A 13,108-nucleotide genomic window follows, 5' to 3' on the forward strand; every position below is an offset into this window, starting at 1 on the left:
CTCCTTATATAAGTTATCTTCCTAAAAAATAAAGAGACCCCAAAAGCATTAAGCTTCAAGGGTCTCTTGGGTGTAAGTTTTATACTGTGACGGAATTGCTATCAGCAGTGATGCTGCTTAGTCCGTTTACGGTATATTCTTTGTCGTAGATAGTAATAGAAGCAGGGATATCAGTTTCATTCGTAACAGTAACTTGTGCATCCGTAACGCTTACTTTCAGACGGGAGCCGCGGAACATGATTTTAAAAGAGTAAGCGGTCCAGTGACCTGGGTTAGATGGGCTTAGTGTCAGTCTGCCGTCATGCACGCGGAGTCCGCCGAAACCATGTACGATTGACATCCAAGTACCAGCCATGCTAGTGCTGTGCAAGCCGTCTTCTGTATCATTGTTATAGTTATCAAGATCCAGTCTTGAAGTACGCAAGTACATTTCATAGGCCTTATCCTTATATCCCAGCTCACTGGCTAGAATGGAGTGGATACAAGGGGAAAGGGAGGACTCATGAACAGTGATCGGTTCATAAAAGTCGAAGTTACGTTTTTTGGTATCGAGATCGTAACGGTCACCCAGGAAATATAATCCCTGCAGAACGTCTGCTTGTTTAATGAAGCAAGAACGCAGGATACGGTCCCATGACCATTTTTGGTTAAGTGGCAGATGCTCACGTTCCAGATCTTTGACTTGAATGATCTCTTTGTCCAGGAAGCCATCTTGTTGTAAGAAGATACCCAGCTCTTCATCCGCAGGATAATACATCTTAGCAATGATGTCTTTCCATTTTGTAGTTTCGCTCTCTTGCAGCCCTAGTTTGTCAACTAGCTCAGCATAACGAGTAGGCTCATTTTCTTGCAAGTATGCCAGTGCTTCCATGGTATATTCCATAGTCCACGAAGCCATACGGTTCGTATACCAGTTATTATTAACGTTATTCTCATATTCATTCGGGCCCGTTACGCCGAGCATTACGTATTTCTCTTTGCGTGATGCATAGTGAACACGTTCTTCCCAGAAGCGGGAGATTTCCACGAGAACCTCAAGGCCATATTGTCCCAGATAAGCTTTGTCTCCGGTGTAGTTCACATAGTTGTAAATGGCGTAGGCAATGGCACCATTCCGGTGAATTTCTTCAAATGTAATTTCCCACTCGTTGTGGCATTCTTCACCGTTCATCGTAACCATTGGGTATAGCGCACCTTTTTTGAATCCAAGCTTACGGGCATTTTCTTTAGCTTTCTCTAAGTGCTTGTAACGGTAGATCAACAAATTGCGGGCAATGGAGGAGTCCGCCGTACTGAGATAGAAGGGAACGCAATACGCCTCTGTATCCCAGTAAGTGCTGCCGCCGTATTTTTCACCGGTAAAACCTTTCGGGCCAATGTTCAGGCGGTCATCTTCACCATTATAGGTTTGATTGAGTTGGAAAATATTAAAGCGAATCGCTTGCTGAGCCGAAACGTCACCTTCAATGATGATGTCGCTTTCTTTCCATTTTTCTCTCCAAGCTTCAATTTGTTCGGTCAAAAGAGTTACAAATCCGGCTTCCTTAGCAGCTTGCAGAGCAGTTTGGGCGGCGTCGACCAATTGTCCCAGACCGTGATTCCGAGAAGTAACATTGGCTACATATTTATAAATGACGATTTGATTGCCCGCTTGTGCGGTTACGTCCAGTTTGCAGGCTACATATTTCTCTTGTTCGATCGCTTCTGCTTCGGCAGTTACCTTCTCACCATTGACAAGGATATCAAAAGCCATAGCAGAGGTGACATGGAAGTCGAGTTTCTTAGTCTTAAGAGTGAGATGTCCATGATCAGGTCCCGCTTGTTTCTCAACTTCATTCCAGAATTTCTCGTCATAGTTGGAATCCTTGTTCTTCACATCACCATCAAGATAAGGAGTAATCGTAATCTTGCCTGAGAAATTAACAGGAATGATGGAATAGCGAATCGCGCCGATTTCTTGACGAGTCATGCTTACGAACCGGATACTTTCTACTTTAACTTCCTTACCATCTTCGAGAGTGGCAGTGAAGCTACGGGAGAGCGTTCCTTCTTTCATATTAAGTACACGGCGGAATTCGGAAACGGTGCACTTTGCCAGATCAAGGGGGGTACCCTCGATATCAATGTTGATACCGATCCAGTTCGTGCTGTTAAGTACTTTGGCAAAATATTCAGGATAGCCGTTTTTCCACCAGCCGACACGTGTTTTGTCAGGGTAGTAGACGCCCGCCATGTAGCTGCCTTGCAGGCTGTTGCCGCTATATTGCTCTTCGAAATTGGCCCGGCCACCCATAAATCCGTTACCAAGACTAAATACGCTTTCAGAAATTTCTTGCGTCTGTGGATCAAAGGATTCCTCAATAATGGACCATTCATCAATTGTTAAATATTGTTTCACGATAACCGCTCCTTTAAATATGTTAGGGGGATATATAAAATGAACAAATCTTTTGTTAAACTTCCGGTGATATAAAAGTGACTGCGATGAATCTTTGGACTTTCGATCGCTGTTATAATCAGATTTCTATATTTAAACCACATTTTGCAGATGAAATCTGATTATAAAGGCGAACGCTATGCTTCTACAGTTTCAAAATTCCTCTCCGTCACTTCATCACCAGAAAGTTAACGATTAATTATTAGTTCATTTAATCTCTGGTAGGAATGTCCATAACAACTCAAATCAGTACTATTTGAGTTCATTATGTTCACTATATTTATGCAAAAGATTCTTTGAGCATGGACACACTCATATGAGCGAGCGATGGAACCACAATATTCGCTGCACTGAGGGTTTCCGGCGAACCAATGCCAATACTGAACATACCGGCCCGGGTAGCAGCCTCAATTCCCGCTTCCGCATCTTCGAAGACTACACAATGTTCAGGTGCGGCATCCAGTGCTTTGGCTCCTAACAGGAACACTTCCGGATCTGGTTTAGCAGCACTAGTATGAGTTCCATCGATGATTGCATCAAAGTAAGGGGTTAATCCGGTATTATTCAAGATCGTCATAGCGTTTTTACTGGCAGAACCGAGAGCGACTTTGATGCCATTCGTACGGCACTCTTTTAGGAAATCAAGCGCACCTGGCAGAATCTCAGAACTGTCCATTTTCGCAATATATTCGACATAACGATTATTTTTCTGTTCCGCAAGCTTAGCTTTCTCTTCTTCAGCAATCGTTAGTCCACCGATTTCCAGCAAAATATTTAGTGAAGCCGTTCTGCTGACTCCCTTAAGGCGTTCGTTATCTTGTTCTGTGAAAAGAAACCCCAGTCCATCTGCAAGCTCTTTCCAAGCGATATAATGGTATTTGGCTGTATCGACGATTACTCCGTCCAAGTCGAACAAGCAGGCTTTAATTTCCGACATTGTAGTACCTCCTAAAAGTTTTGACAGCGTCGTGATCCAGCGGATGCCGTATTAGAATCTTATTAAACCGTTTAAACTTTGATTAAGATGTGTAAGTTTATCCTAACCTAAGATCCTAGAAATCACCCATAAAGAACTGGATCATTAAGTATTGTATGATTTAGCGCAAACGTTTGTACAGATTTTCAAAAAATAAATGAAGCGATTAAACGCTTCACTTATTCATTCGGTTTTATGCTTTGCCTGAGCGTGCATGGATGACTCTCTCACGATCAGACGATGGGGAATGACAAATCGGTTGGTATGACCTGAACCGTTATCCGGACTCTTGATATTTTGGATAAGTACTTGTGATGCGGTGTAGCCAAGATGATAAATTCCTATATCAATACTGCTGATCGGAGGACTAGATAATTCAGATAATGGAATATTGTTAAAGCTTACAATGGCGAGATCGTCTGGAACCTTGTATTTCAGTTCATTCAACCCGCGCAAAATTCCGAACGATACCATGTCATCCACCGCTACCAGCGCAGTGGGTCGATTCGGCAAATTCATGAAAAAGGACATCGCTCTATAGCCGCTATCCTGTAGAAATTCACCCTCTACAATCCATTCATCCCGCATTTCTAAACCGCTATTCTGCAATGCTTTACGATATCCGGCGAGACGGTCACGAGAAACGATTAGATTAGGTGGTCCACTTACGAAGCCAATACGTTTATGCCCCATGGAAATGAGGTGGTTCGTAGCATCATATGCTGCCATCACATTATCATTATCGACTGATAAAATATTCTCATATTTATCACTCCGGCCAACAAGCACGAATGGATAATCGTTGCTCTCTAGAAAATCAATAACGGCATCATCCGTACGAGAGTAAAGCAGAATAACGCCGTCAACACGGCGACCCTTCAGAAGTCGTGAAACGGCTTCCAGTTCTTCTTTCTCGTTCGCTCCGGAGCTTATCAGCACATCATAACCGGAACGGCTGGCTTGTGTAACGATCCCGCGAATTAATTCCATAAAAAATAGATTAGAGAACAGCTCTTCAGCAGGTTTAGGAAGACTGAAGCAGATGCTGTTAGTAGTTTTCGACACCAAGCTCTTAGCCATCATGTTAGGGGTATAGCCCATATCCTCCATAATAGCTTTAACTTTGCGGGAAGTTTCCAGGCTGATTCTGGGATGGTTGGACAATACCCGGGATACCGTGGAGGGAGATACTCCCGCTTTCTTGGCCACATCCTTAATGGTAACTGTCATTGAAACCTCCTTATGGAACCGTTTGCTTTACACAGTAATATTAATCTAAGAGTTCTAAATTGTAAATAGATAAAGTCATTCAAAAGGAGGAAATTGCTACTTTTGGAAGGAACACAAGAAATTTCAATGCAATATTGTTGCTTTTCACCAAAAAAGTATGAATGATTCGGGAATTTTGATCTTAATATGTATAAATGCGGTCTGAATTTTGTGAAAAGAGCATTCGCTGAATGCAAACGTATGGCTTAAAGGATGCAAGAACTTAGCTGAAAGGAAGGGAAGAACAAGTTTCGTTTTTATTGCGGCTTTAAATTGAGCTTTTATTTTAGAAAATACTGGTTGACAATACCGTAAATTCGGCATTAGTATGTAAATCAAAATACAGCAAGCGTTTTCATTGGGTATTTTTAGGTCGTAATCAGTTGCACTAACGATCGGGTTTTATGGACTAGTGTTTGTGCATAGCTTTTTGCAAACGATTGCACTAATTTCGACATGATGTATCAAGCTTTTACTTTGATAGAAGGATGGTGACAGCGTTGAATTGGCTTGACGAGCCCTACATATAGACCTTCTTCACCTTCAGAAGGAATTCGCATGATTTATAATCTCATAAATTGGTGGGGTTTGTAAAATCATGTATCCGCTTGCAAAAAGGAATTCATAATTATGGGAGGTTTTGCAAAAATGAAAATAAGTTTATGGGGGAAGAGGGCATTTGCGATCTTTATGATCATTGCTCTCGTGTTCTCTGGTCTTGGACTACATCCTGTTAATGTTACAGCAGCAACGACGAAGGTTGTGTTGGTCGGGGATCTGCAGTCTAAATTTACATCGACAGATGCGGAAACGCCGGGTAAGGATTGGGATGAGACATCGGTAGTTACCCAAATGACCTATTCAGATAATGGCCTATATTCTTTTACAGGCACTCTGCCAGCAGGAGAATATAACTACAAGGTTACTCTAAATGATTTATGGGATGAGAATTATGGATTCACAAGTTACACCAATCCTCAGGGGAGCAATGATGGGGAGAATATCCATATCAAGCTAGAAACAGAGACTGCCGTGACCTTTTATTATAATGACTTAACTCATAAAATAGCCGATTCCACGTATTACACACCGATTGCTTCCGCTAAATTACCAAGATTGACAGGAAACCTGCCGGCAGAAGCACTTACCACATTATCTGATCCTGATTTTGATGATGTTTACAGTACGGTGGCTACCCTTCCTAAGGGAGATTACACCTACCAAGTTTCTGTTCCAGGAGACGGTGAAGCCGGGGATCAATTGTATCCCGAAACTGCTAATAATCTGAGTCTTCCTTCCGATCTGCCGGTTACCTTTAAATTTAATCCACTGGATGGCAGTGTGACAGCTGAATATAAAATTCCTTCTGAACCTGTTGAGGTTACCCCTGTTCCGGCTGGACACATCCGTATTCACTACAATCGGACAGCTGGTGACTATGAGAATCAGGGATTATGGACATGGGATGATGTTCAATCCCCTTCGGCAAATTGGCCAACAGGTGCAACTTCATTTCCTGAAGGGCAAATCGATTCTTATGGTGCTTATGTTGACGTGCCAGTGAAGGATGGGGCCAAGAAAATTTCGTTCCTTGTGGTAAACCGAGTCACTCAGGCTAAGGATGAAGGCGATAAACTCTTTGCCATTAACACGCCTGAGACGAATGAAATTTGGATCAAGCAAGGGTCAAATGATGTAACACCGTATGAACCAGTTGCACTTGCTCCTAATACAGTGCGAATTCACTATACCAGAGCTGATACAAATCATGATCAATACGGACTGTGGCTGTGGGATGACGTCGTAGCCCCATCCGAAAATTGGCCGTCTGGTGCCACTCCTTTTGTGGCAGATCAAACAGATCGTTATGGTGCATATGTTGATGTTCCGCTTATTGAGAACGCGAAGAAAATTGGCTTTATTGTGATGAAACCTTCGAACGGTGATAAGGACGGTGACAATAAAACCTTTAGCCTGCTGGATCGATACAATCAGCTATGGGTTAAAGAAGGAGACAACAATGTTTATGTTTCTCCGTTTGGAGAGACACCAATTGGCTTAGTATCCGCAGAGGTGTTGTCGACGAGCAAAATCCTTCTCGGCTTCACACTGACTGACGGTTTGGATCCAGCAGCCTTAAAGTCAGCAATTACAGTTAAGGATAAAGAGGGTGCTGCAGTCCCGATTTCTGCTGTAACCCTTACAAGCAAAACTTCAATCGAAGTGGATACAGAAGCTTTTGATTTGGAAAAAGTTCCGCTTAGCGTTACCTATTCAGGTAAAACAGTCTCCGCCGCAAGTGGCTGGAGAATGCTTGATGAAATGTACAATTATACAGGAGACGATCTTGGAGCTACGTATAATGCTGACAAAACAGCCACATTGAAATTATGGGCACCTAAAGCAAGCGGAGTCGTTGTAAATCTTTACGATAAGAATGACTCTAACGTGCAAGTGGGTAGTGTTGCTTTAACACTCGGCGAGCAAGGGGTTTGGTCAGTCCAGCTGAAGCCAGCTGATTTGACAGGCACAACGGCAACAGATGTAAGGGGCTTCTTTTATCAATACGAAGTAACGAATGACGGTGTAACCCATAAGGTCCTTGATCCTTATGCTAAATCAATGGCGGTATTCACTGTGGATACCACAGGTGCTGCTGGTGCCGGCGGGGATACAGTGGGCAAAGCGGCTATCGTTGATTTAAGCCAGACGAACCCTGATACCTTTGGGTATGCTGATATAAAAGGCTACGAAAAACGTGAGGACGCCATCATCTACGAAGTCCACGTGAGAGATTTTACATCAGATGTATCGATCGAGGATAGTCTGAGTGGGGAAAGATGGGGTTCTTATAGCGCTTTTGAAAAGAAACTTGATTATATTAAATCTCTTGGTGTAACGCATGTTCAGTTGCTTCCTGTGATGGCTTGGTATTACGGGGATGAGACGAAGATGGGGACTAGAGAGCCAGAGTATTCCGCAAAAAACAATGAATACAACTGGGGGTATGATCCTCACAGCTATTTCTCTCCGGACGGGGCTTATTCACAGAATCCTGCCGATCCAGAAGAGCGGATTAAAGAATTAAAAGGTTTGATTGATGCCGTGCATGAAGCTGGAATGGGTGTCGTTCTGGACGTAGTGTATACTCACATGGCTAAAAAAGAATTTTTAAACGACATCGTACCTAATTATTATGCCTTCCAAGATGCAAACGGCAACTTTATCGGGGGGTTCGGCAACAATTTAGCCACCAACCATAAAATGGCTGAGAAGCTGATGGTTGATTCGGTAAAATACTGGTTTGAAGAGTATAAGATCGATGGAATGCGCTGGGATATGATGGGCGATGCGACAGCTGATGCTGTTCAGCATGCTTATGATGCCGCGGCAGCAGTGAATCCGAAGGCACTCTTTATTGGTGAAGGCTGGAGAACATTCGGCGGCGCTGCGGCTGATCCTTCTCTCGCTGGGCAAGGTGCAGATCAGGATTGGATGGACAAAACGGATAGTGTCGGTGTTTTCTCCGATGAATTCCGTAATGAATTGAAGTCTGGTTATGGTTCCGAAGGTCAGCCTAGATTTATTACCGGTGGAGCACGTCCGATCGCTACAATCCTGGACAATATCAAAGCTCAACCTTCGAATACACCAGCAGATGATCCGGGTGATATCGTCCCATATATCGAAGCTCATGATAATCTGACACTTCATGATGTCATAGCACAATCGATCAAGAAGGATCCGGATATTGCTGAGAATGAGCTTGAAATTCAGCAGCGGATCAGATTAGGAAATATGCTCGTATTAACTTCTCAAGGTACAGCCTTCATCCATGCCGGTCAGGAATATGGGCGGACTAAGCAGTGGAAGGGCACAACGGATCCTGAAGATAAATTCACAGAGATGTTCGACAATAACAACCAATCGTTTGGCTATTTCATTCATGATTCTTACGATTCATCGGATGCAGTTAACATGTTTGATTGGACCAAAGCAACGGATGAATCTAAGTTCCCAGTACAGAACACGACAAGAAAATATACGTCGGGTCTGATGGAGCTAAGAAAATCAACGGATGCCTTCCGATTGGGCGATAAGGATTTGGTTGACTCTAACATTAACCTGATCCCTGCTCCAGAAATGAAGGATAACGATCTTGTCATCGGTTATTCCAACAAAGCAACAGATGGTACTGGCATCTATTATGTCTTCATGAATGGTGACAGCACAACTAGAAAGCTGACCTTATCTGAGGATTTGACGGGTGGTCAAGTGCTTGTGGACAACGATGAAGCTGGTGTTACAGCGATACCGGCTGCGCAGCAGACAGGTTTTATTTTGACAGCAAATTCAATTACATTAGAGCCTTTGACGGCTGTGATTATTCAAAAGGAAGCTGCTCCAGTTACGCTTACCTCTTTGGAAACAGATAGTGCAAGCTACACGCTGGCAGCAGGCAATACGCATCAAACCGCTGTTTTTGCGAAATATGATGACAATAGCAGAAGTAATGTTACTAAGAAGGCTACTTACCTCTTCAATAATCCTGAAGTGGCTACAGTAACTGATAAAGGTCTAGTCAAAGCGGTTGGGCTAGGAACGGCAACCCTTACCATCTCTTATGAGGGTGTTTCCACAACCGTCACCGTTAAAGTTACTGACAAACGATATGTTCAATTCACTTATACCCGTAGCGATAAGGACTATAAGGATTGGAATATCTGGGTTTGGAACACCGGAGCTAAAAATGACCAGATTGATTTCACAACCTTTAAGAATGGCACAGCGAGCGTTCTGATTGAGGTTGCGGAGAATGCAACAAGCGTTGGATTTGTCCTGCGCAAAGGTACGGATTGGAACACGGGAAAACAAGACTACCCGGACGATCGTGTCATACCGTTGACCCCTGGTGAACCGTTCACTAAGGTATATGTAACCAGTATGGTTAAAGAGCTTGATATCAAACCAAGTATTAGCGGCCCTATTTTAAAAGATGGAACGATTACTTTCAGATACCGCGACGACGCTTTGTTCCGTAATGGAAATATGGACGCAATAACAGCTGCTAAAGTAAAAGTGAACGGCACTTCGTATCCAATGATCTATGATCCGGCTAACGAGTGGTTCACTTATACACTGGCTGATTTAAAAGAAGGTATGTATAAATATACTTTCTTGATTACTAAAGATGGCGTCACTACCGAAATTACAGATCCAAAGAATACGGTGAATGATGAATCTGTTATTGATTATCATCAACCTGTCGTTACGATTACGGCATCCGTAAGTCCAGAGGCAGTCACATCCAATCAGAATGCTGTTGTAAGCATCAACGCTTCCTCTTCGGAAGAAGTAACTTACTCTGAAGCATATATGGATTTAACCAATCTTGGAGGACCTAGCAAAGTTAAGCTGGATACGGAACTCTTGAAACAAACGGTTGCTGTGAAAGACACGGTGTCAGCGGGCATCAAGGATATTCCGATTACGCTCGTAGACCAATACGGCAATGCACATAAGGAAAAGGCTACACTTGAGGTAAAGGCAAGAACCTATACAGGGGATAAGCTGGATTTTGATTGGGATGAGGCCCGGATTTATTTCGCGCTTACAGACCGGTTTAAAGACGGTGACCCAACGAATAATGAGAATGTAAATAAAGATCATCTGGAAGCTTATCATGGTGGAGATTTCCGGGGGATGATCGACAATCTCGATTATTTGCAAGAGCTAGGAATTAACACGTTATGGATCACGCCAATCGTAGATAATATTGATTTTAACAAAGGCGTTGACTTTGGCAGCGAACAATATGGATACCATGGGTATTGGGCAAAAGATTTTACCAAGCTCGACGAGCATCTTGGCGATATGGCAACCTTCAAGGAGCTAATCGAAAAGGCGCATGACAAAGGGATCAAGATCATGGTTGACGTTGTACTCAATCATACGGGTTACGGTCTGAAAGCTGAGGATACCTATCCGACAATTACAGCTGAGGATAAAGCACGTTTCGAAGGGATGCTGCGCACGGATGGTGTATCCGCAGATACAGATCCAATTAAGGGTGAGCTTGCTTTCCTGCCAGATTTCAAGACGGAAGATCCAGCCGTTCGTGAAAAAATTATCGCTTGGCAAACAGGCTGGTTAGACAACGCACGTACGGAACGTGGAGACACGATTGATTATTTCCGTGTGGATACAGTCAAGCACGTGGATGATACGACTTGGAAAGCCTTTAAAAATGCACTGACAGCGATTGATCCAAACTTCAAAATGACCGGCGAATACTTCGGTGGAACCATTGATAACAATGGTGGAATGCTCGAAACTAGCCAGATGGATGGTCTGCTTGATTTTGGATTTAAAGATGCAGCCAGAGATTTTGCAAATGGTAAGGTAAACAGTGTGGATGCTTATCTCCAGGAACGTGAATTAAAGATCGACAATACGAAGATGATGGCTCAATTCCTGAGCAGTCACGATGAGAATGGTTTCTTGTCTGATTATGTGGGAGGCGATAAAGGCAAGCTGAAGATTGCTGCAGCTCTGCAAATTACCGCCAAAGGACAGCCGGTAATATACTACGGAGAAGAACTGGGGAATTCCGGAAGCAATGCTGGAAATATGTCTGAAGGTCAATTCAGTGAGAACCGTAAGGATATGCCTTGGGATCAATTGACGGCAGAGAAGCCACTACATGACCATTATCAAAAGCTGTTGAATATCCGTGCGAAGTACTCCAAAGTGTATTCCAAAGGTGCGCGCACGAAGCTCGCAGGTTCAGATGATTCAGGTTATTTAGCTTTCAACAAATCTTATGAAGATGAGAACGTAGTGACGGTAATCAATACTAAAACTAGTGGGAATTCTGTAACGATTCCAGTACCGTTTGCTGCCAATTCATCGGTAACCGATGAATACAGCGGTAAAACATACATGGTTTCCGAAGATCAAAAGGTAAATATTGATCTGCCAGGCAGAGATGATGGAGGCACGGTTATTTTGGCGGAGGTATCGGATGTTATACCGACACCAACGCCGACGCCGACACCAACGCCGACACCAACGCCGACGCCAACGCCGACGCCAACGCCGACACCATCGTCGACGCCAACGCCGACACCAACGTCGACGCCAACACCAACACCAACATCGACGCCAACGCCGACGCCGACACCATCGTCGACGCCAACGCCGACACCAGAAGTGACACCGTCGCCTGAGGTGACACCAACGCCAGAAGCCACAGCGGCACCAACCTCTGGAGTTGTTGTTAACCCTAGCCCTACGCCGCCAGCGGATACTCAGGTTGTGAATGAGGATAGCTTGAAGAATGGTAAAGAAGGCAAGGTGCAAATTGATGTTGCTGCCGGTAAGACAGCGGTACGCTTACCTTTACAAGCTGCACAAATACTAGGAACTAATGATCTTGTATTTAAAATGGGAGATCTGTTAGTTACTATCCCTAGCCAGCTTTTAAGTACATTGCCAAGTTTAGCTTCAGGTATTGATGGGGTAGGTGCCCAAATCTTGCTTGAACTGAACCCACTGGCGCAGTCTGCTGCGAAAGCCATAGTAGACGGTTTAAACAAAGACAGTGCTCATGGTAGCTCTCTTTCCGATGTATTTGAATTCAGACTTAGCGTGCTGATGAAAGACGGTACTCGGATTGTAATTAAGCAGTTCGATGAGCCGATTACGATCTCATTCAAGATTAAAGGGCAATTCAATAAAGACTTAATCGGAATCTATTATTTAAGTGATAATGGCGGGTTAGAGTACGTGGGAGGACAGCTGAATGGAGAGGTGATCACGGCACAAGTCACACACTTCAGTAAGTATGCTGTGCTTGAAATCGATAAGTCGTTCAAAGATGTTCCTGCAACCTATTGGGCATTTAAGGCGATTCAATCACTTGCCGCCAAACAAATTGTGTCAGGGGTTACTACCTCCGAGTTTGATCCAAAAAGTAATGTTAGCCGTGCGGAATTTACAGCACTACTAGTACGTGCACTTGGCTTAAAAGCGGAAGGGCAGGTCCTGTTTACTGACATCAGGTCAGATGCATGGTATGCCTCATATGTAGCCACAGCTACTAAGCTGGGTATTGTTAGTGGACGGAGTAATAATATTTTTGCGCCGAATGCATCAATTACCCGTGAGGAAATGGCCGTTATGGCGATCCGCGCACTTGAAGTGAAGTCTGGTAAGAAGCTTGAACCTGTAGCAGCCTCTACGGCATTTACTGACGCTTCAAGTATTAGCAAGTGGGCGGAAGCCTATGTGAAGACTGCAGCAGACTTAGGACTCCTGCAAGGCCGAGAGAACAAACGATTCGCTCCAAAAGCATGGATGACACGCGCAGAAAGCGCACAGGTTATTTATACGCTGCTGAGCAAGTAGGCTAAACTAAGGTGTGC

4 protein-coding genes are annotated in these 13,108 nt (G+C 43.8%); 1 reads left to right on the plus strand and 3 read right to left on the minus strand.

Features of this window, described 5'->3' with window-relative positions:
- Positions 1–79 precede the first annotated feature (79 nt).
- From MHI51_RS08725 to MHI51_RS08735, 3 genes are all read right to left on the minus strand, one after another.
- Complete coding sequence (locus tag MHI51_RS08725; protein WP_405173771.1) at positions 80–2,398, minus strand: glycoside hydrolase family 65 protein; 2,319 nt, start codon at positions 2,396–2,398, stop codon at positions 80–82.
- 319 nt (positions 2,399–2,717) lie between these two features.
- Complete coding sequence (gene pgmB, locus MHI51_RS08730; RefSeq protein WP_076218408.1) at positions 2,718–3,374, minus strand: beta-phosphoglucomutase; 657 nt, start codon at positions 3,372–3,374, stop codon at positions 2,718–2,720.
- 222 nt (positions 3,375–3,596) lie between these two features.
- Positions 3,597–4,643 carry a LacI family DNA-binding transcriptional regulator gene (locus MHI51_RS08735; protein WP_076218409.1) on the minus strand — a complete coding sequence of 349 codons (1,047 nt, stop codon included), beginning with the start codon at positions 4,641–4,643 and terminating at the stop codon, positions 3,597–3,599.
- Positions 4,644–5,330: 687 nt separating this feature from the next.
- On the opposite strand from MHI51_RS08735, the gene MHI51_RS08740 reads away from it, so the two are divergent.
- Positions 5,331–13,091 (plus strand): pullulanase, encoded by a 7,761-nt coding sequence (locus tag MHI51_RS08740; RefSeq protein WP_405173772.1) that lies wholly within the window; start codon positions 5,331–5,333, stop codon positions 13,089–13,091.
- The last annotated feature ends 17 nt before the right edge of the window (positions 13,092–13,108 follow it).

Source organism: Paenibacillus sp. FSL H8-0260 (assembly GCF_045040625.1).
GTDB classification, from domain to species: Bacteria; Bacillota; Bacilli; order Paenibacillales; family Paenibacillaceae; genus Paenibacillus_AQ; species Paenibacillus_AQ odorifer.

Excerpts from the sequence above, each read along its gene's own strand:
- pgmB (WP_076218408.1), bottom strand. The coding sequence starts at position 3,374 with ATGTCGGAAATTAAAGCCTGCTTGTTCGACTTGGACGGAGTAATCGTC.
- MHI51_RS08735 (WP_076218409.1), bottom strand. The coding sequence starts at position 4,643 with ATGACAGTTACCATTAAGGATGTGGCCAAGAAAGCGGGAGTATCTCCC.
- MHI51_RS08740 (WP_405173772.1), top strand. The coding sequence starts at position 5,331 with ATGAAAATAAGTTTATGGGGGAAGAGGGCATTTGCGATCTTTATGATC.